Origin of the sequence: Streptomyces sp. NPDC053750 (assembly GCF_044544295.1) — a bacterium.
Classification (GTDB): domain Bacteria; phylum Actinomycetota; class Actinomycetes; order Streptomycetales; family Streptomycetaceae; genus Streptomyces.
In genome coordinates, this window is the sequence record NZ_JBITXB010000005.1 from 23047 (window position 1) to 50046 (window position 27000).

At 72.2% G+C, this 27000-nt stretch carries 26 protein-coding genes; 14 read left to right on the forward strand and 12 right to left on the reverse strand.

Annotated features, from left to right (window positions below; all coding sequences use genetic code 11):
• Positions 1-32: 32 nt before the first annotated feature.
• From pstS to ACIGO6_RS15900, 4 genes are all read right to left on the reverse strand, one after another.
• Complete coding sequence (pstS, locus tag ACIGO6_RS15885; protein ID WP_399875932.1) at positions 33-1157, reverse strand: phosphate ABC transporter substrate-binding protein PstS; 1125 nt, start codon at positions 1155-1157, stop codon at positions 33-35.
• A gap of 591 nt (positions 1158-1748) precedes the next feature.
• Positions 1749-2195, reverse strand: coding sequence for an NUDIX hydrolase (locus ACIGO6_RS15890; protein WP_399875934.1), 447 nt, complete (start codon positions 2193-2195; stop codon positions 1749-1751).
• A gap of 50 nt (positions 2196-2245) precedes the next feature.
• A complete protein-coding gene (locus tag ACIGO6_RS15895; protein ID WP_399875936.1) occupies positions 2246-3523 on the reverse strand; it encodes a CHAD domain-containing protein in 1278 nt (425 codons plus the stop codon).
• On the reverse strand, positions 3504-5744 hold the full coding sequence (locus ACIGO6_RS15900) for an RNA degradosome polyphosphate kinase (protein WP_399875937.1): 2241 nt from the start codon (positions 5742-5744) through the stop codon (positions 3504-3506). The genes ACIGO6_RS15895 and ACIGO6_RS15900 overlap by 20 nt, the downstream gene beginning before the upstream one ends.
• A 295-nt stretch (positions 5745-6039) precedes the next feature.
• Between ACIGO6_RS15900 and ACIGO6_RS15905 the strand changes: the two genes are divergently transcribed.
• From ACIGO6_RS15905 to ACIGO6_RS15925, 5 genes are read left to right on the forward strand one after another with little or no spacing between them, the layout of a single operon-like run.
• Positions 6040-6582 carry an RNA polymerase sigma factor gene (locus ACIGO6_RS15905; RefSeq protein ID WP_399875940.1) on the forward strand — a complete coding sequence of 181 codons (543 nt, stop codon included), beginning with the start codon at positions 6040-6042 and terminating at the stop codon, positions 6580-6582.
• Entirely contained in the window at positions 6579-7439 is an 861-nt protein-coding gene (locus ACIGO6_RS15910; protein ID WP_399875942.1) for a zf-HC2 domain-containing protein, read from the forward strand. Before ACIGO6_RS15905 ends, ACIGO6_RS15910 begins: the two co-directional genes overlap by 4 nt.
• A gap of 43 nt (positions 7440-7482) precedes the next feature.
• Positions 7483-8349 (forward strand): ABC transporter ATP-binding protein, encoded by an 867-nt coding sequence (locus tag ACIGO6_RS15915; protein ID WP_399875945.1) that lies wholly within the window; start codon positions 7483-7485, stop codon positions 8347-8349.
• Entirely contained in the window at positions 8346-9872 is a 1527-nt protein-coding gene (locus tag ACIGO6_RS15920) for an ABC transporter permease (protein ID WP_399875948.1), read from the forward strand. Before ACIGO6_RS15915 ends, ACIGO6_RS15920 begins: the two co-directional genes overlap by 4 nt.
• Complete coding sequence (locus tag ACIGO6_RS15925) at positions 9860-10540, forward strand: ABC transporter (RefSeq protein ID WP_399875951.1); 681 nt, start codon at positions 9860-9862, stop codon at positions 10538-10540. Before ACIGO6_RS15920 ends, ACIGO6_RS15925 begins: the two co-directional genes overlap by 13 nt.
• 157 nt (positions 10541-10697) lie before the next feature.
• On the opposite strand, the gene mshD is transcribed toward ACIGO6_RS15925, so the two are convergent.
• The gene (gene mshD, locus ACIGO6_RS15930; RefSeq protein ID WP_399875953.1) at positions 10698-11624 is read right to left on the reverse strand and encodes a mycothiol synthase; all 927 of its coding nucleotides are present in this window, start codon (positions 11622-11624) and stop codon (positions 10698-10700) included.
• A gap of 179 nt (positions 11625-11803) precedes the next feature.
• Here mshD and ACIGO6_RS15935 point away from each other — a divergent pair, with 179 nt between their 5' ends.
• Positions 11804-13645 (forward strand): bifunctional metallophosphatase/5'-nucleotidase, encoded by a 1842-nt coding sequence (locus ACIGO6_RS15935; protein WP_399875955.1) that lies wholly within the window; start codon positions 11804-11806, stop codon positions 13643-13645.
• A gap of 71 nt (positions 13646-13716) precedes the next feature.
• On the opposite strand, the gene ACIGO6_RS15940 is transcribed toward ACIGO6_RS15935, so the two are convergent.
• Positions 13717-15813 (reverse strand): pectinesterase family protein, encoded by a 2097-nt coding sequence (locus ACIGO6_RS15940; protein WP_399875957.1) that lies wholly within the window; start codon positions 15811-15813, stop codon positions 13717-13719.
• Positions 15814-15848: 35 nt separating this feature from the next.
• Entirely contained in the window at positions 15849-16166 is a 318-nt protein-coding gene (locus ACIGO6_RS15945; protein WP_399875960.1) for a hypothetical protein, read from the reverse strand.
• A 127-nt stretch (positions 16167-16293) separates the two neighbouring features.
• Here ACIGO6_RS15945 and ACIGO6_RS15950 point away from each other — a divergent pair, with 127 nt between their 5' ends.
• The 4 genes from ACIGO6_RS15950 to ACIGO6_RS15965 are packed head-to-tail and all read left to right on the forward strand — an operon-like array spanning position 16294 to position 18052.
• Positions 16294-17121, forward strand: coding sequence for a helix-turn-helix domain-containing protein (locus tag ACIGO6_RS15950; protein ID WP_399875963.1), 828 nt, complete (start codon positions 16294-16296; stop codon positions 17119-17121).
• Positions 17118-17318: a DUF397 domain-containing protein gene (locus tag ACIGO6_RS15955; RefSeq protein WP_399875966.1), complete on the forward strand. Its 201-nt coding sequence runs from the start codon at positions 17118-17120 to the stop codon at positions 17316-17318. The genes ACIGO6_RS15950 and ACIGO6_RS15955 overlap by 4 nt, the downstream gene beginning before the upstream one ends.
• Before the next feature lie 51 nt (positions 17319-17369).
• Positions 17370-17657 carry a hypothetical protein gene (locus ACIGO6_RS15960; protein WP_399875969.1) on the forward strand — a complete coding sequence of 96 codons (288 nt, stop codon included), beginning with the start codon at positions 17370-17372 and terminating at the stop codon, positions 17655-17657.
• Entirely contained in the window at positions 17654-18052 is a 399-nt protein-coding gene (locus ACIGO6_RS15965) for a hypothetical protein (protein ID WP_399875972.1), read from the forward strand. Before ACIGO6_RS15960 ends, ACIGO6_RS15965 begins: the two co-directional genes overlap by 4 nt.
• Here the strand turns inward: ACIGO6_RS15965 and ACIGO6_RS15970 are convergent.
• The 5 genes from ACIGO6_RS15970 to ACIGO6_RS15990 all read right to left on the reverse strand — a co-directional run bounded on the left by ACIGO6_RS15970 (position 18043) and on the right by ACIGO6_RS15990 (position 23327).
• Positions 18043-19494: a sensor histidine kinase gene (locus ACIGO6_RS15970; protein WP_399875974.1), complete on the reverse strand. Its 1452-nt coding sequence runs from the start codon at positions 19492-19494 to the stop codon at positions 18043-18045. The genes ACIGO6_RS15965 and ACIGO6_RS15970 overlap by 10 nt on opposite strands.
• Entirely contained in the window at positions 19491-20225 is a 735-nt protein-coding gene (locus ACIGO6_RS15975) for a response regulator transcription factor (RefSeq protein WP_399875977.1), read from the reverse strand. Before ACIGO6_RS15975 ends, ACIGO6_RS15970 begins: the two co-directional genes overlap by 4 nt.
• A 77-nt stretch (positions 20226-20302) precedes the next feature.
• Entirely contained in the window at positions 20303-21355 is a 1053-nt protein-coding gene (locus tag ACIGO6_RS15980; RefSeq protein WP_399875979.1) for a S1C family serine protease, read from the reverse strand.
• 115 nt (positions 21356-21470) lie between these two features.
• Complete coding sequence (locus ACIGO6_RS15985; RefSeq protein ID WP_399876993.1) at positions 21471-22469, reverse strand: LacI family DNA-binding transcriptional regulator; 999 nt, start codon at positions 22467-22469, stop codon at positions 21471-21473.
• 66 nt (positions 22470-22535) lie between these two features.
• Positions 22536-23327 (reverse strand): response regulator transcription factor, encoded by a 792-nt coding sequence (locus ACIGO6_RS15990; protein WP_399875982.1) that lies wholly within the window; start codon positions 23325-23327, stop codon positions 22536-22538.
• A 235-nt stretch (positions 23328-23562) separates the two neighbouring features.
• Here ACIGO6_RS15990 and ACIGO6_RS15995 point away from each other — a divergent pair, with 235 nt between their 5' ends.
• The 4 genes from ACIGO6_RS15995 (at position 23563) to ACIGO6_RS16010 (ending at position 26848) form a co-directional block, all read left to right on the forward strand.
• Positions 23563-24411, forward strand: coding sequence for an alpha/beta hydrolase (locus ACIGO6_RS15995; RefSeq protein WP_399875985.1), 849 nt, complete (start codon positions 23563-23565; stop codon positions 24409-24411).
• Between the two features lie 62 nt (positions 24412-24473).
• Positions 24474-24728: a MoaD/ThiS family protein gene (locus tag ACIGO6_RS16000; protein ID WP_053133327.1), complete on the forward strand. Its 255-nt coding sequence runs from the start codon at positions 24474-24476 to the stop codon at positions 24726-24728.
• A gap of 3 nt (positions 24729-24731) precedes the next feature.
• The gene (locus ACIGO6_RS16005; RefSeq protein ID WP_399875988.1) at positions 24732-25943 is read left to right on the forward strand and encodes a hypothetical protein; all 1212 of its coding nucleotides are present in this window, start codon (positions 24732-24734) and stop codon (positions 25941-25943) included.
• A gap of 167 nt (positions 25944-26110) precedes the next feature.
• Positions 26111-26848, forward strand: a complete 738-nt coding sequence (locus ACIGO6_RS16010; protein WP_399875991.1) for a DUF2993 domain-containing protein — start codon at positions 26111-26113, stop codon at positions 26846-26848.
• Positions 26849-27000 lie beyond the last annotated feature (152 nt).

Genomic DNA, 27000 nt, shown 5'->3' on the forward strand with positions numbered 1-27000 from the left:
GCCCCGCCGGGGGACCGGGCCGCACACTCAGGTCAGCTCAGGCCCGCGATGGTGCTGCGGACCTTGGTGATGATGTCCGCGGGCATCGGGGCGTAGTCGTTGTCGGCGAGGAGCTGCTGGCCGTCCTCGCTGGCGATGTAGTTCAGGAACGCCTTGACGGTCGGCAGGCTCTCCGCCTTGTTGCCCTTGTCGCAGACGATCTCGTAGGTGACCAGGGTGATCGGGTAGGCGCCCTCGGCCTTGGTCGCGTAGTTCAGCTCCAGGGCCAGGTCCTTGCCGGTGCCGACGACCTTGGCGTCGGCGATGGCCTTGGTGGCACCGTCGACCGAGGCCTTGACGGGCTGGGAGGCGCCCGTGTCGATGGCGACCACGGAGGAGCCCTTGGCGTAGGAGAGCTCCATGTAGCTGATCGCGCCGGGGGTCTGCTTGACCTGCTGGGCGACACCGGAGGAGCCGGACGCGGACTGGCCGCCGGGGGCCGTCCAGGCCTTGCCGCCCTCGTACTTCCAGTTCTCCGGGGTGGTCTCGATCAGGTACTTGGTGAAGTTGTCCGTGGTGCCGGAGTCCTCGGAGCGGTGGAACGCCTGGATCTTGAGGTCGGGCAGGTCGGCGTCGGGGTTCAGCTTCGCGATCGCCGGGTCGTTCCACTTCTTGATCTTGTCGCTGAAGATCTTCGCCAGGGTCGGCGCGTCCAGGACGAGGTTGTCGACGCCCTCGAGGTTGTACGCGACGGCGATCGGGCCGCCGACCATCGGCAGGTCGATGCCCTGGCCACCGGAGCAGACCTCCTTGGTGGCGGTGATCTCCTCGGGGTCCAGCGCGGAGTCCGAGCCGGCGAAGCCGACCGTGCCCTGGGTGAACGCGGTGATACCGGCGCCGGAGCCGCCACCCTTGTAGTTGATCTGGACGCCCTTGCACGCGGCGGTGAACTGCTTCACCCACGCGTCGATCGCGTTCTTCTGCGCGGACGAGCCGTCGGCGAGGAGCTGGCCCTTGGCGTCGTCGCACTTGATGTTGCCGGCCTGCGTGCTCGTGGAGGCGTCGCCGCTGCCGGTGTCACCAGTGTCGTCGGAGCCGCACGCCGTGAGGGCCAGGGCGCCGGAGACGGCGAGAGCACCGAGAGCGAGGGCCCGCCGGTTCTTGCGCTGAAGCTTCACTGAGGGAGTTCCTTCCAGGAGCCGCCGTCCTGAATTCGGCGGCGTGCGAGGAGTGGCGTTGAGGACGAGCAGGTCTGGGTGATACGGACGCGCTTTCGGGATGCGCCCCGTACCGGTAAGGCTGAAATTAGGCAGAACAGGTGAAGCCGCCGATGGCCGTAAATGAACGGGGGGTGAACCCCTGTGGACGGTGCGGTGAGGTCACGGAACGCTTACGTCAAGGACACGGGTCGGTCCCGTCCCGGAGGCCCGTGGCGCACGCGGCCTGTGCGGCCTACTTCGCCGCGCCCTCCGTGCGGCCCAGGACCTCGAGCGCCCGCCGGACCATCGCGGTCTTGCGCTTCGTCTCCGCTGCGACGGCCTCCTCTGTCAGCCAGGGCGACCGTCTTCTCGTGCGCGTCGGCGCTCGGCTTCCGGGCGGTCGGCAGATCGGTGCCGGCGTCCAGCGGGCTGTCGTACGCGTACCCCGCGGCGGCCATGCACGACGACCAGTCCCCGACGACCTCGCGGACCGTCGGATGCCGCTCCGCCTCGCTCTCCTCGCGGGTATTGGCCGGAACGCGCGGGTCGACGTCCGGCGTCACCATTCCGCTACGTGTGTTCGAACGATCGCATCAGCTCGTCGACGAGGGCCTGGTCACGGGCCTCGGTGAGGCGCCGTCGGGCCTCGTCGGGGGAGAGCCAGAGGATGCGGTCGACCTCGGTGGTCGGCACGAAGGCGCCGGGGCCGGCCTCGGCCGCCCAGTAGCGGACCTGCTTGGGGCGGCCGTTCGCGAGGTAGCGCACGGTGGACAGCTCGTCGCCCGGCGTCGCGGCGTACCCCGTCTCCTCCGCGACCTCGCGCAGGGCGCCCTCGAGGGGGTCCTCGCCGGGCTTGAGCTTGCCCTTCGGGTGCGACCAGTCGTCGTATTTGGGGCGGTGGACGAGGCAGAGGTGCAGGGTGCTCTCTGTGGCTGAGGCGGTGGGCGCCGCGGGGCGCCACAGGACGCAGCCGGCCGCGTGGATGGTGGGGGCGGTGGTGTCCTCGGCCGGGGTCACGGTGTGCTCGTGCCTCCTGTCCGGTGGCCGGTGGCCGGTGTTCGCGGCTCTTAAGGCAGCTTGATGGGTTCCTTGCGCCAGCTGTGCTGAAACGCGTACCTCGCCGCCTCCACCTCATGCCGCTGGTCGGCGTGGAGCACGCCGAGCGCGTACGCCGTCGCCGGGGCGATCCGCGGGGTGCGGGCGGCCTGGGCGGCGGCCGCGGCGGCCTCCGAGGCGTCGCGGTGGCGGTCCAGGGCCTCGGCGGCCGCCAGGAGGCGTACGTCCTCGGCGCCCGCGCCCTCGTCGCCGGCCAGCACTTCGAGGGCGTACCGGTGCAGGCGCAGCAGCAGGCGTACCTGGTGCCACTGGGCGTCCTGGGGGTGGGGCGCCGGGTCCGGGGAGAGGCCGTGGATCAGCGCCTGGGCGTTGTACGGATTGCCCGCCGTGACGAGGGGGAGTGCCGCCACGGCGTCGGTGAGACGGTCCGCCGCCGCGGCGGCCAGGGGGCGGAGGGCGGTGTGGGTGGCGTCGGTGGTCGGGGGTGCGGGGATGGTGGCGGTGGTGGGGCGTAGGGGGACCTCGCTGGCCAGGAGGGCGACCTTGTCGGCGACCGCGTGGAAGCGGCTGCTGCCCAGCGCCTGGAGCGCGGTGGAGTGCGCCCGGGTACGGGCCAGGGTCAGCTGGCGGTCGAGCAGCGCACCCGCCTTGGCCGCGCCCACGGTGAGGTTGCCGCGGTTCGGGGCCGCCGGGCGGTGGGCGGTCGGCACGGTGACGGTCACGGTCGAGGTCGCTGTGGCCCGGCCCACCGGCGGCCGGTCCGGGAACGCCGACGAGCCGGACAGCCGGTGCAGGGCCTGGAGCAGGCGTTCCAGGCGGGACGCGTACGCGTGCTCCAGCGCCAGCGTGCCGGACAGCCAGGCCAGCTCGGGGCGCATGGCCTCCGCCCAGTCGGCGTCCAGCAGGGGCTGGTACGTGTGCAGGGTGCCGCTGAGCCGGCGGGCCGCCCTGCGCAGGGCGCGGGCCGCGTCCACCGGGCCCTCGGGCGGATGCGCTCCGTCCGGGCCGGGGGCCGGGTGGGGGGTCGCGCCGCCGCCCCCGTTTCCGCCCGACTCCCGGTGCAGGCGCAGGGCGCGGAGGAACTCCGTGGCCTGGGCGCGCAGGTAGTTCGCGAGGACGTCCGTGTCCCCCGCCGTGTCCTTTGCCGTGTTCGCGTGCGCGTTTGCGTTCGTGTGTGCGGGCGCGTTTGCGTTCGCGGTTGTGTCCGCGCCCCGGGCCGTGGGCGCGGGCGCGGGGATCGGCGGACCGGCGGTCGTGCGGTTCGTCGGGTCAAGGTGCTGCTGTGCCACGCCGGCGCCTCCGGGCGTCTATGAGCATCTCCTGGATGTTGCGCAGGGGGTGGCCGTCCGCGTCGGTCGCGTGCCGGGTCCACTCGCCGTCCGGGCCGAGGTGCCAGGAGGCGGTGCCGTCGGACATGCCGGTCTCGAGCATCCGGTTGAGGGCCGCCCGGTGGGCCGGGTCGGTGACCCGTACCAGGGCCTCTATCCGGCGGTCGAGGTTGCGGTGCATCATGTCGGCGCTGCCGAACCAGACCTCGGGCTCGCCGCCGTTGCCGAAGGCGAAGACACGTGAGTGTTCGAGGAAGCGGCCGAGGATCGAACGGACCCGGATGTTCTCCGACAGGCCCGTCACGCCCGGACGCAGCGCGCAGATGCCGCGCACCCACACGTCGACCGGGACACCGGCCTGGGAGGCGCGGTAGCAGGCGTCGACGACGGCCTCGTCGACCATCGAGTTGACCTTGATGCGGATGTGCGCGGGGCGGCCGGCGCGGTGGTGCTGGATCTCCTTGTGGATACGGGAGACCAGGCCGTCGCGCAGGGACTTGGGCGCGACGAGCAGGCGGCGGTAGGTCTCGCGGCGGGAGTAGCCGGAGAGGCGGTTGAACAGGTCGGAGAGGTCCGCGCCGACCTGCGGGTCCGCGGTGAGCAGGCCGAGGTCCTCATAGAGGCGGGCCGTCTTCGGGTGGTAGTTGCCGGTGCCGACGTGGCTGTAGCGGCGCAGCGTCTCGCCCTCCTGGCGGACGACCAGGGACAGCTTGCAGTGCGTCTTCAGGCCGACCAGGCCGTAGACGACGTGGCAGCCGGACTCCTCCAGCTTGCGGGCCCACTTGATGTTGGCGTGCTCGTCGAAGCGGGCCTTGATCTCGACCAGGACGAGGACCTGCTTGCCGGACTCGGCCGCGTCGATGAGCGCGTCGACTATCGGGGAGTCGCCGGAGGTGCGGTACAGCGTCTGCTTGATCGCGAGGACGTCGGGGTCCGCCGCCGCCTGCTCCAGGAAGGCCTGTACGGAGGTGGAGAAGGAGTCGTACGGGTGGTGGAGGAGGACGTCCCTGCTGCGGAGGGCGGCGAAGATGTCCGGCGCGGAGGCCGATTCGACCTCGGCCAGGTCGCGGTGGGTGCCGGCGACGAACTTCGCGTACTTCAGCTCGGGGCGGTCGAGGCTGTGGATGCGGAAGAGGCCGGTGAGGTCGAGGGGGCCGGGGAGCGGGTAGACCTCCGCCTCGCTGATCTTGAGCTCGCGGACGAGGAGGTCCAGGACCTCGCGGTCGATCGACTCCTCGACCTCCAGGCGGACGGGCGGCCCGAAGCGGCGCCGCATGAGCTCCTTCTCGAGGGCCTGGAGGAGGTTCTCGGCGTCGTCCTCCTCGACCTCGAGGTCCTCGTTGCGGGTGAGGCGGAACGCGTGGTGCTCCAGGACCTCCATGCCGGGGAAGAGTTCTTCGAGGTGGGCGGCGATGACGTCCTCGATGGGCACGTAGCGGCCCGGGGCGGCCTCCAGGAAGCGGGAGAGCAGCGGGGGGACCTTGACGCGGGCGAAGTGGCGGTGGCCCGTGACGGGGTTGCGGACGACGACCGCGAGGTTGAGGGAGAGGCCCGAGATGTACGGGAAGGGATGGGCCGGGTCGACCGCGAGGGGGGTGAGGACCGGGAAGATCTGGTGCCGGAACAGGGTGAAGAGGCGGGCCTGCTCCTTCTCCGCCAGCTCGTTCCAGCGGACCAGGTGGATGCCCTCCTCGGCGAGGGCGGGGGCGACGTCCTCGTGGAAGCAGGCGGCGTGACGGGCCATGAGCTCGCGTGAGCGGGCCCAGATCATGTCCAGCACCTCGCGGGGCTGGAGGCCGGACGCGGAGCGGGTGGCGACGCCGGTCGCGATGCGGCGCTTGAGGCCGGCGACGCGGACCATGAAGAACTCGTCCAGGTTGCTGGCGAAGATCGCGAGGAAGTTGGCACGCTCGAGGAGCGGGGTGTTCGGGTCCTCGGCGAGCTCGAGCACGCGCTCGTTGAACGCGAGCCAGCTGCGCTCGCGGTCCAGGAAGCGGCCCTGGGGGAGCTGGGCACCGCCGGCCTGGGACTCCTCCGACTCCTCGTACCCGTCGAGATCGGCGTCGATGTCGGGTTCCAGGTCGGAGACCGTGGCGGCCACGGTGTGCGAACGGTGCGCGGCGATGGAGCCCACGGAGGGCTGGGTGTGCTGGACCTCTGCCTGGGTGTTCGGCTGCCTCATGAACCCATTCTTCCGCGCCGCGCGCAGGACAGGCGCGTCGGAAGGCGCGGGATGCTCTGCTCCTGGTGGCTCTGGCACGGTCGGCGTCATTCGGTGAGGGTCGCAAGGCTGTCTGAATCGATGGTTACGGGGACATGACGTGTGGGATAGCGGGGGGCTGCCGTAGCGGGGGCCTGTAGCGGCGGGCAGTCGTGCCTCCCCCAGTGCCTGAACGGCCCGCACCCATGCCGGGTGCCCCCGAAACTCCGGCTGGGAGATCGTGAACCGCTTGGCCGACCTCGTCCGATGAGGAGATGTGAGCGAAACGAAAAGCGACGGCGCGCTGCTGCGAGCCGTCGCAGACGACGGCGACCGCCGTGCCTTCGAGGAGCTGTACCGCCGGTACGCCCCCTGGCTGACCGCCCGCATGCGCAGCCGCTGCGCCGACGCCGGCGTCGTCGACGACGTCGTGCAGGAGACCTTCCTCGCGGTGTGGCGCGGCAGCGCGCGCTACCGGGAGGACGGGGACGTGGCGGGCTGGCTGTGGCGGATCGGCTCCCGGCGGCTCATCGACGCGTTGCGCGGCGACGGGGCGCGGGGCCGGCTGCGGCAGGCGCTGGCCCGGCTGCGGCACCGGGACGAGGTCTCCGCCGAGGAGCGCGTGCTCGCCGGTGTCGAGCACGGGGACCTCGCCGGCGCGCTCGTCCGGCTCTCGCCGGAGCTGCGCGCGGTGCTCCAGGCCACGGTCGTCGACGGGCTGAGCACCCGCGAGGCGGCGGTCCTGCTCGGCATCCCGCCGGGCACGGTCAAGACGCGGGCGATGCGGGCCCGTCGGCAGTTGCGGGAGGCGCTGGCATGAGAAGCGAAGACAACCGCCGGGACACCTGGCACGTGGACGAGGACGACCTGCGGGCGTACGCCCGGGGCGTGCTGACCGCGCCCGCGCTGTGGTCCGCCGATGCCCATCTGACCGCCTGCGCGCACTGCCGCGGCGTCCTCACCGAGGTGAGTGACGTCGCCGCCCTGGACCGGGGGTGGGAGCGGCTCGACGCCGAGCTGGACGCGCCCCGGCCGGGCCTGCTGGAGGGGCTGCTGGTGCGGTGCGGCGTCGCCGACGGCACCGCGCGGCTGCTCGCTGCCACGCCCGTCCTGCGCCGCTCGTGGCTCGGCGCGGTCGTCGCCGTGCTGCTGACGACCTTCGGCGTCGCCCTCGCGGCCGGTGCCGCCGGCACGCCCACGCCGTTCCTCGCCCTCGCTCCGCTGCTGCCGCTGGCCGGGGTGGCGCTCGCCTACGGGCCCGTGCTGGACCCGACGTACGAGATGGCGGTCGTCTCACCGATGCACGGCTTCCGGCTGCTGATGATCCGCACGATCGCCGTGCTGGCCGTGGCGCTCGGCGTCAACGGCCTGGCGACCCTCGCCCTGCCGGAATACGGGCTGCGTGCCCTGGCCTGGCTGCTGCCCGGGCTCGCCCTCACCGCGACCGGGCTCGCGCTGACGCCGCGGCTGGGCCCGGTGGCCGCGCCGTCCGTGGCCGCGGGGGCCTGGGTGGCCGTACTGCTGGCCGCCGACGCGGGTCGCGCGGCCGAGGACAGTGTGCTGGCGCCGTTCACCGCGGCCGGGCAGGGCGTGTCCGCGGTGGTGGCCCTCCTGGGGGCCGGGCTGCTGTTCCTGTTCCGCGACCGGTTCGACGTCTCTGCGCGGGGTGCAGCGTGAGTACCGCTTCTTTCCTTGTCCCTTTCCTGCACGGGAGTGCCGTATGACCCCCACCGTCTCCGTCTCCGCCTCAGGGCTCAGCCTCCACTACGGCCGCACCCGTGCCCTCGTCGACGTGTCGCTGCGGCTGACCCCGGGCGTCACCGGGCTGCTCGGGCCCAACGGGGCAGGGAAGACCACGCTGCTGCGCGTGCTCGCCACCGCCGTGCCCGCCGACCGGGGCTCCTTCACCGTCCTCGGGCACGATCCGGCGACCGCGCGAGGGCGGCAGGAGGTACGGCGGCGGCTCGGGTATCTGCCGCAGACGCCCGGCTTCCACCCGGACTTCACCGCCTTCGAGTTCGTCGACTACGTCGCGATCCTGAAGGAGTTGACGGACCGCTCCGCTCGCCACCGTGAGGTGCGGCGGGTGCTGGAGCAGGTCGATCTGGGGGAGGTGCGCGGACGGAGGATCAAGAAGCTGTCCGGCGGGATGCGCCAGCGGGTCGCGCTCGCGGCCGCGCTGGTGGGCGACCCGGGGTTCCTGGTACTCGACGAGCCGACCGTCGGGCTGGACCCCGAGCAGCGGATGCGGTTCCGGGAGCTGATCGCCGGGGCGGGCGAGGGACGGACCGTGCTGCTGTCCACCCATCAGACCGAGGACGTGGCGATGCTCTGCCACCGGGTGGTCGTCATGGCCGCCGGGACGGTGCGGTTCGACGGGACTCCGGCCGAGCTGACCGCGCGCGCGGACGGGCGGGTGTGGAGCAGCGCCGAGCGCGCGCCGGACGCGAAGGCCGGGTGGCGCACGGGGACGGGTACCTTCCGGAACGTGGGCGATCCACCCGCCGGTGCCGAGCTGCTGGAGCCCACCCTCGAGGACGGCTACCTGCTGGCCCTCGACGGCGCCGACGCGGAGGTGGCCGCATGAGCGCCGTGCTGGAGGAGGCCCCGCCCGCCGTGGACGCCGGAGCGCGCGGCGGCGGCACCCGGGCCGTGCTCGCCCTGGCCCGGTTCGAGGCGCGCAGGCTGCTGCTGAGCGTCCCCGTCGTCATCGCGTTCGTGGGCTACGTCGCCTGGATCGTGTGGCGTACGCGGCACGCGTGGGACGACCACCCGGCCCTCCAGGACGCCGACCGCGCCACCCAGGGCGGGCCCCTGTTCATCGGCCTGGCCGTCCTGCTCTCCACCAACCACGCCGTGCTGCGCTCCGTGCGGCGCGGCACCGAGGACCACTTCGCGGTGCTGGTGCTCACGCCCTGGCGCCGCACGGTGGCGCACGCGCTGGCCGTCGTGCCGACCGTCCTGCTCACCGCCGTGTGCGTGGCCGGGCAGTTCACCTGGGAGGCGCTCAAGCCGGGTGCGATCGGGCACGGTTCGCCTGCCGAGCTGCTCGTCGGGCCGCTGACGGTGCTGCTGTTCGGGGCGCTCGGCGTGCTGTTGGCCCGCATGGTGCGGTCGGCGCTCGCCGGGCCGCTGCTGATGGTCCTCCTGCTGTTCACGCTCGTGCTCGGTACGGGACCCGGCGGCTCGGACGGCCTGTCGTGGCTCTCCCCGGTGGTCGCCGGGCTGGGCTCCAACACCCTGCCCTCCGACCTGCTGGGCCGCCCCGCCGCCTGGCACGCCCTGTACCTGGCGGGGGCGGCGCTGTGCATGGGCTTCCTCGCCGTGCTCGTCGCCGGCGGGCGGAACGCGGTGGTGCAGGCGGGCGCCGCCCTGACCCTCGCGCTGGCGGTGACGGGCGGGGTCCTGCAGGCCGGGGGCGTGGCGCCGTCGCCGGAGCTGACCGCGGCCCGCGAGCGCGCCTCCGTGAGCCCCGAGAAGGAGCAGACCTGCGTCGAGCACGGCCGGTCGACGTACTGCGCCTTCCCCGAGTGGGTGCCCCGCACCGGCACCTGGGCCGGCGTCGTGGACCGGGTCCAGTCCCTCACCGGTGGTTCCGCCCACGACCAGCGGCTCGTCGTACGGCAGCGGATCGACGCCCGGTACGGGCTGGACGGCGACCCCGCGATACCCGCGCAGACCGCCCCGCACCTGGTGACCGTGGGCACCGCCTGGGGCGGCAACCGGGTCCCGGAGTTCTCCAGCGCCGTCGCCGCCGTACTGGTCACGGGCACCGAGGAGGCCGGGAGCGAGCTCTGCGACGGGCGGATGGTCACCCTCATGTGGCTCTCCCTGAGCTGGCAGGACGACCCGATGGACGCCCTGCGCCGGGTCCGCCTCGACGACAGCGTGGAGGGTTCCGCGATCGTCCTGTCGCCCACCGACCCGCTGAGCATGACGGAGGGACAGACGGACGTCGTACGGCGCCTGCTGGAGAAGCCGCCCGCCGGGGTCGGGGAGCGGGTGAAGGCGCACTGGGCCGAGCTGACCGCGCCGGGCGTCACGACCGCACGGGCCGCCGAACTGCTGGGCGTGGCCGGGCCGGAGAAGGCGGACTCGTGCGAGGAGTGACGGGGGCTCTGGTCGGTGCCCTGATCGGTCCGGTGTGGCGCACGCTGCCGCGGCGGGCCCTGGGCTCCGCCGGGGTGCTCGGGCTGCTGGTCGCCGGGGCGCCGGCCCTGACGGGTGGGGAGCCGGCCCGCTGGCAGACGCTCACCCTGCTGCGGGGCGTCGCCCTGATCGGCGCGCTCGGGCTGGCGTTCCTGCTGGACGACCCGGCCCGGCACCTCACCGCGCCCGTCCCGGCCCCGCGCCCGCTGCGGCAGGCGCTGCGGGTGGCCCTGGTCGCACCGCTCGCCGCGCTGTGGTGGACGGCGGTGCTGCTGGTCGCCCCCTCGGAGTCCCGGCCCCCGGCGGGCGGCATCACCCTGGAGGCGGGGGTGATGGGCGTGCTGGCGCTCGCCGGTGCCGCGGCGGTGGTGCGGCTGACGGACGAGGCACGCCCGGGCCCGACCGTCGCGGCGACGCTGCTCCTCACGGCCGTCCTCGCGCCCCTGCTGACCCCGGACGGCTGGGCCCTGTTCGTGCCGCCCGACGACCCACGGTGGCCGACGGCGCACGACCGGTGGGCGGTGCTGCTGGCGGCGGTGGTCGTGGCGTGGGGGGCGTGCGGGCCGGAGCCGTTGGGGCAGCGGGGGCGGTGGGTGCGGCGGATGCGCGGGGCCGCCGGACCGGCGTGACACGGGGGCCTGCGGATCGGTGCGCTCCGGAGGCGCCTGCGGGCCGACGCGCCCCGGAGGCCGGCGGACGCGGATGGGCGTGCCCCGGTCGCCGGCGGACCGGCGTGACGGAGCGGCCAGGAGCCGGCGCGCCGTAACGGAGAGGCGTCGGCAAGGCTCACGTCTCCGTGCGGTACATCAGGTCCGTCTCGTGCGTGACGAAGCCCAGACGCTCGTAGACGGACACCGCCGCCTCGTTGTCCGCGTCGACGTACAGCATCGCCGTGGGCAGCCCCAGCCCCGCCAGATGGCGCAGGCCGATGGTGGTCAGGGCCTTGCCCAGGCCGCCGCCCTGGGCGTCGGGACGGATACCGAGGACGTACACCTCACCCAGCCTCTCGGCCGCGTGCACCTTGGTCCAGTGGAAGCCGATCAGCTCGCCGCCCCGCTCGGCCAGGAAGAACCCGGCCGGGTCGAACCACGCCTCGGCCTTGCGGTCGTCGAGGTCCCGCTGGGTGAGGGCGCCCTGCTCGGGGTGGTGCGCGAAGGCGGCGGCGTTCACCGCGAACCAGGCCGCGTCGTCCTGCCCCGGCACGAAGGCGCGGACGGTGACGCCCTCGGGCAGCCGCGGGTCGGGCAGGTCGAGGCCGGCCAACGGGCGCCGCAGCTGCCGCAGTTCGCGGAACAGGGTCAGCCCGAGCACCTGTGCGAGATGCCGGGCGGCGGAGTGACCGCCGTGCGCCCAGATGCGCAGCCGCTTGCCGGAGGCGGCGAGCAGCGCGGAGCCCAGCGCCCGTCCGTGTCCCTGCCCCCGCTGCGAGGGGTGGACGACCAGTTCGGCAGCCGGCGGCTCCACCGGGTCGGTGTCCTCCAGCTGGGCGTAGCCGACGAGTTCGCCGTCCACGGTGAGCAGCAGATGCGCGATGCCCTCCCGCGCGGCGCCGCGCAGCTGCAGCCGCCCCTGCTCGGACACGGCCTGCTGCCCGTCGTTCCGGGCGGCCTCGGCGAGCAGGGAGAGGACGGCGTCGGTCTGCTCCGGGGTGAGTTCGGCGAGGGTCTCGATCGAGCGGGGGCGGCCGGGCCGCACGGTGTCGTCGCTGGTCATGCGTACGAGGGTAAGGGGCGGGCGCGGTAATGCGCCGGTAGACGAGAAGGGCGGCGGACCAGGAAGCTCAACCAGGATGTAACCCGGAACCCCCTGTCGCGCTACGCGCGTTGACTCTAGGCTGCGCCGACGAGCCGTCTTCCCTGCGGCTCACGCCACGCACACCCACAGGGGGGCGCATGCCAGCCACAACACCGTCGCACCAACCGCGCCGCAGACGCCGTACGAACCGGACGAGCCGTCTCCTCGCCGTCGCCGCCACCGTCGTCACCGCCGGGGCACTCGCCGCGGCCGCGCTGCCGGCGTCGGCGACCGCGGGCACGAGCGACCGCGGCCACGGCGGTCACCAGCCCGACCACCGCCCGGGCCGCTACCAGGACGTCCAGCTCCTGTCCTTCAACGACCTGCACGGCAACCTGGAGCCGCCGGCCGGCTCCTCCGGCCGGGTCACCGAACTCCAGCCGGACGGTACGACGAAGACGGTGGACGCGGGCGGCGTGGAGTACCTCGCCACCCACCTGCGCGAGGCCCGCGAGGGCAACCGGTACTCCATCACGGCGGCCGGCGGCGACATGGTGGGCGCGTCCCCGCTCCTGTCCGGCCTCTTCCACGACGAGCCGACCATCGAGGCGCTGAACAAGCTCGACCTCGATGTGACGAGCGTCGGCAACCACGAGTTCGACGAGGGGGCCAAGGAACTGGCCCGCCTCCAGAACGGCGGCTGCCACCCCACCGAGGGCTGCTACACGGACGAGGAGTTCGAGGGCGCCGACTTCCCGTACCTGGCGGCGAACGTCCTGGACGAGAAGACGATGAAGCCCCTCCTGAAGCCGTACTGGGTGTGGAAGCAGAACGGCGTGAAGGTCGGCTTCATCGGCGTGACCCTGGAGGGCACCCCGGACATCGTCTCGGCGGAGGGCGTGAAGGGCCTGAAGTTCAAGGACGAGGTCGAGACGATCAACAAGTACGCCAAGGAGCTCCAGCGCCAGGGCGTGAAGTCGATCGTGGCCCTCGTCCACGAGGGCGGCTTCCCGGCCTCGTCCTCCTACAACTACGACTGCGACTCCCCGGGCGCCGGCGACGGCATCTCCGGCCCGATCGCCGACATCGCCAAGAACGTCACGCCGCAGGTGGACGCGCTGGTCACCGGCCACACCCACGCGGCGTACGTCTGCACGATCCCCGACCCGGCGGGCAAGCCCCGCACGGTCACGTCGGCCGCGTCCTTCGGCCGCCTCTACACGGACACGACGCTGACCTACGACCGCCGCACCGGTGACATAGCCCGTACGGCCGTGAAGTCGGCGAACCACGTGGTGACGCGGGACGTCCCGAAGGCGCCGGACATGACCCGGCTGATCGACGAGTGGAGCACCCTCGCCGCCCCGATCGGCAACCGCGCCATCGGCTACGTCTCCGGCGACATCAACCGCGACGGCACCGAGTCCCCGCTCGGCGACCTGATCGCCGACGCGCAGCTCGCGTACGGCAAGGAGCAGGACCCGGAGACCGACCTGGCCCTGATGAACCCCGGCGGCATCCGCGCACCGCTGACGTACGCGGCCACGGGCAGCGAGGGCGACGGCGTCGTCACGTACGCCGAGGGCTTCGCCGTCCAGCCCTTCGCCAACACGGTCAACCTCAAGGACTACACCGGCGCCCAGCTGATCCAGGTCCTCAGGGAGCAGGTGAGCGGCCCGAACGAGGCGGCGCCGAAGATCCTCCAGATCTCCTCCGGCCTGACGTACACGCTGGACCTGACGAAGACGGGCGCCGAGCGCGTCGTCACGGACTCCATCCGCCTGGGCGGCGCGCCGATCGACCCGGCGGCCACCTACCGCGTCGCGTCGAACAGCTTCCTCGCGGGCGGCGGCGACGGATTCCCCACGCTGGGCGAGGGCACGAACGAACTCGTCGGCGCGGACGACCTGACGGCACTGGAGCAGTACCTGACGGCCAACTCGTCGTCGGCGAACCCGATCGCACCGCCGGCGGCGGACCGGATCACCCTCGTGCAGTAGCGCTCCGCGGTTTCCAGCGGGCCCATGACCTCGTCCGTCATGGGCCCGCTTTTCACTCGGCCCCTCCCGTCCTACGACGCCGTGGGCACCCAGCCGCCCAGCCAGTCCGCGACCTCCTGGCCGGCCGCCTGGTCGGCGGTCAGCTGGGGGCGGTCGGTGCTCGCGGGACCCGCACCCGGGCCCGTGTTGCGGTACTCGGCGAAGCGGTCGTCCTTCCAGGAGAAGCCGCTCATGTCGGTCCAGGGGGCGGACTTGACCGCGGCGCTCAGGGTGGTGTCGCGGACCGTGGTCTGCGGGTCGAGGCTCGCGTCACCGCCCGCGTGCCAGGGGCGGCCGAGGTGGAAGGTACCGGCCGAGACGTCGCCGTCGACCGCGGAGCGGTTGATCAGGATGCCCTTGCGGTCGGCCGGGGTGCTGGGGGCGGTGACGTAACCGGCCGAGGTGCCGTTCCAGCGCTTCTTCAGGGTGATGACCGACCAGTCGATCACGGCCGTCGCCCGGCCGAAGATGAAGTCGACGTTGCCGACGACGTAGGAGTTGGTCATGTAGACGCGGCCGAGCTTGTCCTTGGCAGCCGTGTCCAGCAGCAGGGTGTCCTGGTCGCCGGTGACGATCACGCCGTCCAGGAAGACCTTGTCGGCCGCAGTGCGCAGCGCCACCGCCTGGTGCCCGGACAGGGACTGGTGCGCGGCCTCGTCGAAGTCGTTGGCGATGGTCAGGTTGCGGGCCTGGAAGTCGTCGGCCTCGACGGCGACGGTCGCGCTGCCGGACGTGCCGTAGGTGCCCGAGCCGTCGGGCTTGGGCGTCCCGGCCGCGTTGTTGTAGGTGATCACGGTGTCCTTGCGGCTGCCACCCGTGCCCTGGATGGTCACGTGCGGCTTGTTGGACGGCACCTTCACCGTCTCGCGGTACGTCCCCGGCTTCACGGAGATGACGACCCGGGACGTGCTGTTCGCGGGGACGGCGTTCACGGCGGCCTGGACGGTCCGGTACTGGCCGCTGCCGTCCTTGGCGACCGTGAGCGTGGTCGCGGCCTTGGTACTCGCACCGCTCGTACCGCTCGTCCCGCTCGTGGCGCTCGCGACGCCGATAGAGGGGCGCGGGCCCGTGCCCGACCTGAGCAGCGCCGGCACGTCCGCGGCCCGGTCGGGCGTGTAGGCGTAGAACTTCTTCGGGTCGAAGGCCGTTCCGCCGCTCTCGTTGCGGCCCGAGGTGCCGGAGAAGACGTTGCCGCGCTGGACGAGCGTCGCGGTGGCGTCCTTGGTGACGGGGTTGCGCATGCCCTGGAAGTAACTGTTCTCCAGGACCATCGAGGTCCTGCCGCGCGCGTAGTTGCCGTACGAGGAGGTGATGTCGGTGCCCGGCGCGTCCTCCAGGAAGTTGTTGTAGAGGTGGGCGTGGGCGGCGTTGTCGGTGGACGGGTTGCGCTGCTCGGTCTCGCGGAACCAGTTGTGGTGGATGGTGATGTCCGTGGTGACGTTGTCCGTCCAGCCGATGCCGAACGTCTTGTTGTTGTCGCTCAGCTTGTTCCAGGAGACCGTCACGTACGTGCTGTCCTTGCGGACGTCGATCAGTCCGTCGGCCATGTGCCGCAGGTCGTTGTGGTCGATCCAGACGTGGTGCGCGCCGTCCATCTGGATCGCGTCGAAGTCGTGCTCCTTGTCGTTCCAGACGCCCTGGTAGGAGTCCCGGATCGTCAGGTTGCGGATGATCACGTTGTGCACGCCGGCGCCGAGGAAGAAGCCGCCGCCGACGATCTGCCCGGAGGTGCCGGCGCCGATGATGGTCTTGTCCGACCGGACCTTGATCTCCTTGCCGACGGGCGCCATGTCGATGGTCCCGGCAACGACGATGACGTAGGGCTCCTCGGCCGTCGCGTACTTCTCCAGTTCGGCCTGCGTCCGCACGGTCACGGTCCTGCCGTCCCGGCCGCCGTACGTGCCGTTCTGCCCGAGGGCGTCGACCGAGGCGAAGCCGTCGGCGGTGGCGGTCGCCCAGGCCGGTGCGGCGGCCGACGCGGCGGAGGCCCGCTGTGCGCCGGAGCCGAGCACACCGAGGTCGGCTCCGTACGCCAGGTACCCCGCGGCGGTCAGGGCCAGCGGGACCCCGACGGCCAGGGTCTTCCTGCCCTTGCGGTGTCGGGGTTTGCTGCGGTGCTGCTCACTCATACGGCGTTCCGTTCCACGTGGGGATGGTCCGCTGCTCAGTCGCCACCCCGCGCGCAAAGGTTGCCGCCCGCCGGACGGGGGAGACGCCGGCCCCGGCTGACCGCGACGCGCAGCACCTCCTCCAGCGCCTCCGTGGCCCTGGCCAACGCGAACCGTACGGCCGGCTCACCGGCCTTCCGGTCACCGAGCACGGCCCTGGCTCCCGCGAGCACCTGTTCCCCCGAGTCCAGTTGGGCCGCCTCGATGTCGTCGGCGAGTCGGGAGAGTCGGCTGTGGCCGCTGTCGGTGCTGAGGTAGCAGGGCTTGCCTTCGGGGGTGGTCCAGGGGAGGAGGCGGAGTGGGGGAGTGTGCATGGGGGTTGGCCCTTCGTGATGACGAACAGGGGTGATTACTCGTTGTGCCTCGATCGTCACTGGCTGCGCGTACGCTGCGGAAGGGGGTGGGCGTTGCCCGAACTCCCCGGCAACAGGGAGGGGTGACGTGGCCGAACGGGTTGACGGACAGCCGGAGTCGGGGCGCGCGGTGCTGGGGCGGACGCTTCGTTTCCTGCGGGAGAAGGAGGGCAAGTCGCTGGGGCAGCTGGCTGACGAGTCCGGTTACGACAAGAGCTACTTGAGCCGTCTGGAGTCGGGCGAGCGGCTGTCCAAGGTGACGGTCATGGAGGACCTTGACGGGTATTACGGGGCCGGTGACCTGCTGGTAAGCCTCTGGAAGATGGCGCGGATCGACGCGTTCAAGGACAAGTACAAGGAGTACATGCGCCTGGAGGCGGCGGCACGGATCATCCGCGTGTACGCGCCGAACATCCCCGGGCTGTTGCAGATCGAGGAGTTCGCCCGCGAGGTGTTGTCTGCGCCTCAGGCAACGGGCCAGGACCGCGAAGCAGTTGAGGAGCAGGTGGCCGCACGTCTGGGCCGGCAGTTGCTGCTGCGCAAGAACCCGGCGCCCAGCGTCCGCTTCATCATCGACGAGCTGGCCCTTCGCCGTACTTCGGCCAGCACGGAGACCTGGGCAGACCAGCTGACACACATCGTGGCCGTCGCACAGTGGCCGAACGTGGTCGTGCAGGTGCTGCCGTTCTCTGCAGGGGTCCATCACCTCATGGGGAAGGGGTCATTGACCCTTTTGTGGCAGGCGGACGGACGTTCCGCGGCGTACACGGAGGGCGGGAGCAGCGGTGTGCTGATGGAGGATCCGGAGGACGTCCTGTGCCACCGGTTGTCCTACGATCGGCTGCGGGATCTGGCGCTGTTGCCGTCGGACTCGCTGGCGTTCATGAGGAACGTACTGGAGGAGCACCGATCATGAAGCACATCCCCGACCTCCGCACCGCCGCCTGGCGCAAGTCGAGCTACAGCGACGGGGGAGCCAACAACTGCGTCGAGGTCGCCGACGGGTGCCCCGGCCTTGTCCCCGTGCGGGACAGCAAGGTGCCGGAGGGGCGGGTGCTCGTGTTCGGCGGGGGCTCCTGGGACGCGTTCGTGGCGGGGATGAAAGGTCACTGAAGGGAGCGAACGGGCGGCGGCTCCTGGCCGTGATGTGACTATGGTGGAGCCATGGCAGAGAACACGACCATTCAGGTGTCCCGCCAGACCCGCGACCACCTCGCGCAGGTGGCCAAGGAGCGTGGCATGACCCTCGGCCAGCTGGTCGAGCAGCTGGCCTCGGAGCAGCCGACGGCGGAGCAGATCGCGGAGCGGGTGGCGGCCGACCGGCAGGTCGTCCGTGACGTCGTCGGCGTGGACATCAGCGACGAGGAATTCGACCGGGCGACCGACCTGCTCGGAAACATCTACCGGATCGCCGCCGAGAAGGTCCGTATGGCCCGGGGTGCCGCCGCGTGATCATTCTGGACACCGGCGCGACCCGTGCCCTCGCGGACGGTCACAAGACGCTGAACCTGCTCGCCGGAAACATGGCCCGTACGCCGGGCGATCTGCTCCGCATTCCCGCCCTCTGCCTCGTACAGGCGGAGTCGGAGGAAGCGGGGGCGGCCGGACGGGTACTGGCGTTCTCGTCGGTGGTCGTCGACGACCTGGACACGGCCGGGTCGGTCACCGTCGGGACCATGATCCGCGACGGGTACGGAGGCGCGGACACCTGTCACGCCTTGTACTGCGCGCTGCCACGCCCCGAGTTCACGGGCATGTCCATCCTCCTCACGGACCGGGAGGACGCCTACCCGCCCGGCGTCGTCACCGTCGACATCGACTCCCCCGGCATGCTCGGCTACCACTGACCCCCGTCGGCCCCGGTCGACTCCGGTGGGGGTACCGGCGCCCCCGGCAGCCGTACGGTCGCGGTGGTGCCGCCGTCCTGCGCCGGGGTGAGGGTCACTTCGCCTCCCGCCTGCTGCACCGTGCGGGCCACGATGGACAGGCCGAGGCCCGAGCCGGGCAGGGCGCGCGCGCTCGGGGAGCGCCAGAAACGGTCGAAGACGTGGGGGAGCTCGTCGGCGGGGATGCCGGGGCCGTGGTCGCGGACCGTGAGGGCGCCGTCGGTCAGCCGTACGTCGATCGTGCCGGCCTCCGGGCTGAACTTCACCGCGTTGTCCAGGATGTTGACCACCGCCCGCTCCAGCGCGGCCGGTTCCGCCCGTACGTACCAGGGCTGCACGTCCGCCGTGATCGTCAGTTCCGGGCCGCGCAGGCGGGCGCGGCGCAGGGCCGACTCGACGACGTCGTGCCAGGCGAGGATCCGGGTGCGGCCGGTGTGCTGGCCGGTGTCGGGGCGGGACAGTTCCTGGAGGTCGCCGATCAACGCCGCCAGCTCCGTCATCTGCGCCTTCACCGAGGCGAGCAGCGCCTTGCGGTCCGCCTCCGGGATCGGGCGGCCGGTCTCCTCGCTGCGGGTGAGGAGCTCGATGTTGGTGCGCAGGGAGGTGAGGGGGGTGCGCAGTTCGTGGCCGGCGTCGGCGATGAGCTGCTGTTGCAGGTCGCGGGAGCTGGCCAGGGACGAGGTCATGCTGTTGAAGGAACGGGAGAGACGGGCGATCTCGTCCTCGCTGTCTTCTTCTACGGGGATGCGGACAGCCAGGTCCTCGGTGCGGGCCACGTGCTCGACGGCCTTGGTGAGTTCGTCGACGGGGCGTAGACCGGCGCGGGCCACGGCGAGACCGGCGGCACCCGCGCCGATGACTCCGATGCCGGAGACGACGAGAAGGACCCAGACCAGGGAGGACAGGGGCTTGGTGACGTCCTCGAGCGGCTTGGCGATGGAGACGGCGATGCCGGGCTGCACCTGGCCGGTGGCCGCGTCCAGGACTCGCCCGGTGAAGACCCGCATGGTGGCCCCGTCGGTGGTCCGCGCGGTGTGCAGGGCGTTCTTCGCCCGTCCGTCCGCGACGTCCAGGTCCTCCTGCTCTACGCGGACCTCCTCGTCGCCGGGATGGACGCAGGTCGAGCCGTCCGAGTAGAGGATGGTGACGACGGGGGCGTTGGGCACCTGGGGGAGTTCCTCCGGGGCCCCCGACTGGCAGTTGCGCAGCATGCTGTTCAACAGCCCCCTCGACACCTGCTCGCCACGCAACTGGTCGTCCAGCTGGTTGTACAGCTGCTCACGCACCAGGAACCAGCACGTCACCGAAACCGCCGCCACCGCGAACGCCACCGCCGCCGCCACCAGCAACGACAGCCGGGCCCGGATGGGCAGCGCACGGAACCGCCGGAGCAGGCCTCTCACTCCGCGCCGCCCTGCCGCAGGACGTACCCCACGCCGCGCACCGTGTGCACGAGACGCGGTTCGCCGCCCGCCTCGGTCTTGCGGCGCAGGTACATGACGTACACGTCGAGGGAGTTGGACGACGGCTCGAAGTCGAAGCCCCAGACCGCCTTCAGGATCTGCTCCCGCGTGAGGACCTGGCGCGGGTGCGCCATGAACATCTCCAGCAGCGTGAACTCCGTGCGGGTCAGCTCCACGCGCCGCCCGCCCCGGGTGACCTCCCGCGTCGCCAGGTCCATGGTCAGGTCGGCGAAGGTGAGGGAGTCGTCGTCCTCGGCGGTGGCCTCGACGGCCGCCGCGTAGGAGCTGCGGCGCAGCAGCGCGCGGATGCGGGCGAACAGCTCGTCCAGTTCGAAGGGCTTGACCAGGTAGTCGTCGGCGCCGGCGTCCAGGCCGGTCACCCGGTCGCCGACCGTGTCGCGGGCCGTGAGCATGAGGATCGGGGTCGTGTCGCCGGCGCCGCGGATGCGGCGGGCGGCGGTCAGGCCGTCCATGCGGGGCATCTGGATGTCGAGGACGACGAGGTCGGGCCGGTACGCCGCCGCCTTCTCCAGGGCGTCCGCGCCGTCGACGGCGACCTCGGTGTCGTACCCCTCGAAGGCGAGACTGCGCTGGAGGGCTTCGCGGACGGCCGGCTCGTCGTCGACGATCAGGATCCGCTGGGTGTCACGGTCGCCTTCTGCGGGGCTCATGGGTTCGGATACCTCGGATGCGGTGGGATACGGCTGCCAACGCCTTCAGCGTCGCACGTTCTCGTGCCCGCCCGGCATCAGCCGTCGGCGCCCGCGCGCAGCTTCGCCAGGTCGGCCTTGACGGTGTTGACCGGGATGGCGAAGCCCAGGCCGACGCTGCCCGCGCTGGCGGAGGACTCGGTCGCCGAGTACATCGCGGAGTTGATGCCGACGATGTTGCCGTTCATGTCGATCAGCGCGCCGCCGGAGTTGCCCGGGTTGAGGGACGCGTCGGTCTGGATGGCCTTGTACGTCGTCGTGGACGAGCCGGTGTCGCCGTTGAACTCCTGGCCGCCGAACTCGAACGGCCAGCCGCCGCCCTGCCGCTGCTGCTGTTGCTGCTCCTGGCCCTCGTCCGTCGCGACGGTCACGTCACGGTTCAGGGCCGAGACGATGCCGCTGGTCACGGTGCCGGTCAGGCCCTCGGGGGAGCCGATCGCCACGACCTGGTCGCCCACCTGGACGCCGTCGGAGTCGCCGAGGGTCGCGGCCTTGAGGCCGGAGGCGTCCTCCAGCTTGATCAGCGCGAGGTCCTTGCTGCTGTCGGTGCCGACGACCTGCGCGGTGTACTGCTTGCCGTCGCTCGTCGTCACCTTGACGGACGAGGCGCCGGAGACGACGTGGTTGTTGGTGATGATCTCGCCGTCGCTGGTGATGATCACGCCGGAGCCGGTGGAGGAACCGGCGTTCGAGGTGGCGCTGATCTCGACGATGCTCGGGCTGACGGCCTGGGCGACCCCGGCGACCGTGCCCTTCTGGCTGGAGGGCACCACATTGGTGCTGGTGGTGCTGGAGGCGACGGTGTCGCTGCCGGTCAGCTCCTGGATGCCGTACGCCGTGCCGCCGCCGACGGCCGCCGCGACGATCGCCACGGCCGCGAGCAGGGCCACCGGCCCGCGCCGGGCCGTGCGCTTCCTGCGCACCGGCTCGGGGTGTATGGACTGCCCCTCCTGGAAGGGCTCCGCGGGCGGCTGGGTCGGCGGGGGCGGCCACTCGGGGTTGACGGGAGAGGAGGCGTGCTGGTGGCTTCCCTGATACGGGTTCGCGTGCTCGTACTCGCCGTTCCGGCGGAGGCTCTCGGTCATGTTCATGAGCCTCCCGCCCCCGTATGAGAGCGGGCTTAGTGCTGCCTGAGAAGCCCGGCAGAACCTCGTATGCCCGATGTAAAGAGGTGCGGGAGGCTACTTGGCGAAGAGGCTCAGGAGGTCACTCGCAGCCGCAGGACTGCCGTACGACCAGCCGCGACGGGAAGACCTTCAGCCGCTCCCGGCGCGAGCCCGCCACCCGCAGACCGTCGTCGAGGACCAGGTCCACGGCGGCCCGCGCCATCGCCGACCGGTCCGAGGCGACCGTCGTCAGCGGCGGGTCCGCCAGGTCCGCCTCCTTGATGTCGTCGAAGCCGGCGACCGCCAGCTCGCCCGGCACGTCGATGCGCAGCTCGCGGGCCGCGCGCAGCAGGCCGATCGCCTGGTCGTCGGTGGAGCAGAAGATCGCGGGCGGCCGCTGCGGCCCGGAGAGGAGCTCCAGGCCCACCCGGTAGGCGTCGTACCGGTTGTACGGCGCCTCGAAGAGCCGGCCCTCGGTGGAGAGCCCGGCCTCCTTCATCGCGCGCTTCCAGCCCTCGACGTGGTCGGAGACCGGGTCGCCGACGGACGGGGTCTCGGCGGTGCCGCCCACACAGGCGACGTACTCGTACCCGTGCTCCAGCAGGTGGCGTACGGCGAGCTGGGCGCCGCCGAGGTCGTCGGTGACCACGGCGACGTCGTCGATGGCCTCGGGGCGCTCGTGCAGCAGGACGACCCGGGCGTCCCAGGCGTCGATCTCGGCGGCGGCCAGGTCGTTCAGCGCGTGGCTGACCAGGATCAGGCCGGAGACCCGCATGCCCAGGAAGGCCCGCAGGTAGTGGACCTCGCGTTCGCCCACGTAGTCCGTGTTGCCGACCAGGACCATCTTTCCGCGCTCGGAGGCGGCCTGCTCGACCGCGTGCGCCATCTCCCCGAAGAAGGGCTGGCGGGCGTCCGGGATGATCAGGCCTATGAGGTCGGTGCGCCGCGACGCCATCGCCTGGGCGACCCGGTCCGGCCGGTACCCCAGTTCCTTGATCGCGGCGAGGACACGCTCGCGCGTGGCCGGGGCGACCGGCCGGGGTCCGTTGTTGATGACATAGCTGACGACGGCGGTGGAAGTCCCCGCCAGTCGCGCCACATCATCCCGAGTCACCTTGGCCACGCGCGGAGTCTACGCGGATGGAACCGCCCTGGGCAGGGCGTATCAGACCTTGGATGACGTTGCTTCCGCGGTGTCCGGTACGGATGCGGACGTCTCGGCCTCGGCGCCGTCCGCGGCACGCCCCGCCTTCTCGCCCTTTTCCGCCTTCTCGGCCTTCTCCGGCTTCTCCGGCGTCACGAAGCGGTAGCCGACGTTGCGGACGGTGCCGATCAGCGCCTCGTGCTCGGGGCCGAGCTTGGCGCGCAGCCGCCGTACGTGGACGTCGACCGTGCGGGTGCCGCCGAAGTAGTCGTAGCCCCACACCTCCTGGAGCAGCTGGGCGCGGGTGAAGACCCGGCCCGGATGCTGGGCGAGGTATTTGAGCAGCTCGAACTCCTTGAAGGTCAGGTCGAGGACCCGGCCCTTGAGTTTCGCGGAGTACGTCGCCTCGTCCACCGACAGGTCGCCGTTGCGGATCTCCATGGGGGAGTCGTCGCTGACGATCTGCTGGCGGCCCATGGCCAGCCGCAGCCGGGCCTCGACCTCCGCCGGACCGGCGGTGTCGAGCAGGACGTCGTCGATGCCCCAGTCCGCGGTGACGGCGGCGAGGCCGCCCTCGGTGACGACGAGGATCAGCGGACAGCCGAGCCCCGTCGAGCGCAGCAGCTGGCACAGGCTGCGCACCTGGGGCAGATCACGGCGCCCGTCGACGAGGATCACGTCGGCGCCGGGGGTGTCGACCAGGGCCGGGCCCTCCGCCGGGGCCACGCGGACGTTGTGCAGCAGCAGGCCGAGGGCGGGGAGCACCTCCGTCGACGGCTGGAGGGCGTTGGTCAGGAGCAGCAGAGAACTCATCGCGCCCCACCTGCCTGGGTCGTCTCACGGTCGTGCACGGTTCGCTCGCCCATAACGTCTGGTTCCTCCTCGGTCCCTGCGAGGACGTTTACGGCACTGCTTCGTACGGGTGCGGATCCCGTGCCCGTGGGGCCCGCCGCACGTCCGGGAGGTGAACGCTCGTTGACGCTCCCGAAAGCACGAAAGGACCCGGGGGCTACATCGCCCGAGTCCTCTGCCCAGCAGAATAGCCGACATGAGCAACGGTCCGGCAGGTCATGTGGCGCGTTCCACCATTCGTCCGCATCGCGAGACGCCCGGGAAAGCGCCGCACCGCACGCCCGCACGCACCTTCCTGCGCACCGCCGACGGCATCCGGATCGACGCGGTCTACAAGCCGGCGGAGACCGACAGCAACGCCTCTGACCTGGTGTTCGTCATCGCGCACGGCTTCACCGCCGGTGCGGACCGTCCGCACGTGCGACGCATCGCGCGGACGTTCGCCCGGTACGGGGCGGTGGTCACCTTCTCCTTCCGGGGCCACGGGGCCTCCGGCGGACGGTCGACGGTCGGCGACCGCGAGGTGCTGGACCTCGCGGCGGCCGTTGCCTGGGCACGCGGCTTCGGGCACGCGCGCGTGGTGACCGTCGGTTTCTCCATGGGGGGCTCGGTGGTACTGCGGCACGCCGCGCTGTACGGCCCGGACAGCGCCGCGCGCACGGACGCCGTGGTGTCGGTGAGCGCGCCCGCCCGCTGGTACTACCGGGGTACGGCGCCGATGCGCCGGCTGCACTGGCTGGTGACGCGCCCCGAGGGCCGCGTCGTCGGCCGCTACGGCTTCCGTACCCGCATCCACCACCTGGCCTGGGACCCGGTGCCGCTGTCGCCGGTGGACGCGGTGCCGCGGATCGCGCCGACGCCGCTGCTCGTGGTGCACGGCGACCGGGACGGCTACTTTCCCCTCGACCACCCCCGGATGCTGGCCGAGGCGGCCGGTGACCACGCCGAACTCTGGCTGGAGCCCGGCATGGGCCACGCCGAGCACGCGTCCGGCGAGGAGCTGCTGCGCCGGATCGGCGACTGGGCCGTGACGCGGGCGGGCTAGCCTGACGGTGTTCACCGCCGGTCGGCACGGACGCCGACCGGCACCGGCGACGAAGGATCCAGATGGCAAAGGTCACGGTGCGCTACTGGGCCGCCGCGAAGGCCGCGGCAGGGGTGGCCGAGGAGCCGTACGAGGCGGCCACGCTCGCCGACGCGCTCGGCGCGGTGCGCGAGCGGCACCCCGGCGAACTCACCCGCGTGCTGCTGCGCTGCTCGTTCCTCGTCGACGGCGACCCCGTCGGCACCCGCGGGCATGAGACGGTACGGCTGGCCGACGGCGGCACGGTCGAGGTGCTCCCGCCGTTCGCAGGAGGGTGAGCGATGACCAACCAGCCGCATCAGCCGCATCAGCAACAACATCAGTCGTACGGGGGACACGCAGCGGAGACGGGTTACGACCCCCAGGCGTGGCCCGGGTATCAGCAGCCCCAGGGCCAGCAGCCGTACCAGGGCCATCAGGGGTACGGGGACCAGGACGCCGCCCAGTACACGCAGCAGTGGCAGGGCCAGACCTGGGAGACCCAGGTGCAGCCGCCGGTCTCGGCGGAGGAGACGGCGTACCTGCCGCCCACACCGCACGGAACGACGACCGGCGGCTACGCACAGCCGCCGACGTACCCGTCACAGCCACAGCCCCAGCCCCATCCTCAGCCGTACCAGTCACAGCCGTACGAACCCCCCGCGCCACCGACTCCCACCCCCACTCCCACACCAGCCCCCGGCGCCCCGGCAGCCTCCGCCGCCCCGGACTACGGCCCCGCCACCATCGCCGGCAACACGCGGATCACCGACGCGCAGCGCGCCCGTGCCGAGGGCCGTTCGCCGATCATCGACCCGGGCATGCAGCCGGCCGGGCTCACCGCGCTGCTCGGGCTGCTGCTGGCCGGAGCGGCGGCGCTCGGCACTTACGCGCTGCTCGTCCCGCTCGTCGTCCTCCAGGCCGTCACCGCGGCGGGCTGGTTCCGGCTGAACGGGATGTGGCCCGCCCGGCAGGGCATCGCCCTGGGCTTCGCGGGCGCGCTCGCCGCCGACGCGGCGCTGCTGGTGTCGGACCGCTCCCCGGCAGCCATCCTCGGCACCCTCGGCGTGTGGGTGCTGCTCTCCCTCGTCCTGCAACTGCGCTCGCACGCGGACCCCGACGAGCGGATGTACGGCCTGATGGCGACCGTCGCCGCGGCGGCCCTGGCCATCGCCGCGGGCGGATACCTCGCCGCCGACGCGGACGCGGTGACGGTCGGTGCGGTCGCGGTGGCCGTCGCCGCCGTGGCCCGCGCCCTGCCGCTGCCGACGCCGGCGTCGGTGGTCGTCGCGCTCCTCGCGGCGGCCGGGGCGGGGATCGCGGTCGGCGCGATGACGGACCTCGGGACCTCGGGGGCGCTGCTCGGCGCGGGCGCGGCGGTGTGCGCGCTGATCGGTCACCGGGTGGCGGCGTACGACTACCCCTCCCGGTTCGTCCACTTCACGGCGGGCGTGGCGCTTCCCCTCGCGGCGGCGGCACCGGCGGTGTACGTGCTCGGACGCCTCCTCGGCTGAGCCACCCCGGCGTGGGCGCCGCCCCGGCGCCCACGCCCCGGGCCACCTGTCACAGGTGATCGACAAAATTCCGGCGGCCCCGCGCGTCCGCGTTACCCTCGCGCTGGACGGCCGTCGGTCGTCGGGGGACCGCCGTCGTTGACAGCACAGGGTTGGGGAAACACCGTATGCGTGCACTGCGAATACTGCTGATCGTCGTCGTGATCCTGGGCGGGCTCTTCGTGATCGCCGACCGCGTCGCGGTCAACTTCGCGGAGGGCGAGGCGGCGGACAAGCTGCGCAGTACCGAGAACCTGGCCTCGACCCCCGACGTCTCGATCAACGGCTTCCCCTTCCTCACCCAGGTCGTCGGCGGGGAGCTGGACGACGTCGAGGTCGGCATCGACGACTACGAGGCCTCCACCGGCAACGGCGGCGAGAAGATCCGTATCGACGGCCTGCGGGCGAACATGAAGGGCGTCGAGTTCTCGAGCGACTTCGGCTCCGCCACCGCGGCCACCGCCACCGGCACCGCGACCGTCGGCTACGACGAGCTGATGAAGGCCGCCAAGTCCGAGCCGACGACCGTCGCGCCCGGCATCACCGCCAAGGTCATCGGCCTCTCCGACGGCGGCAACGGCAAGATCAAGGTGTCGCTCCAGGCCACGGCCTTCGGCGTCCAGGTGCCCGAGCCGGTCGAGGTGCTCAGCTCGGTCAAGGTCAAGGACAACAACGTCGAGGTCGTCGCCGACGGCCTGCCCGAGGTTGGCGGCACGCAGCTCGCCGAGTCCCGGATCCGGGCCATCACCGACTTCCAGCAGACGATCGACGAGCTGCCGGGCGGCATCGAGCTCGACAAGGTCCAGGCCGCGAAGAACGGCGTCGAGATCACGGTGAAGGGTTCGAACGTCAGGCTGGCCGGGTAGGCAGGGCAGTGCGCGGCGGGCGCGCGTCCGAAAAGTGAGACGGCGTCGTCCGCACCGCAGATGCGACGGTGAACGCCCTGGTCCGGACGCCCCTCCACGACGCCCCGGAAGCCGCTTGGATCCCATATCCCGGACGATCCCGTCTCAGGATG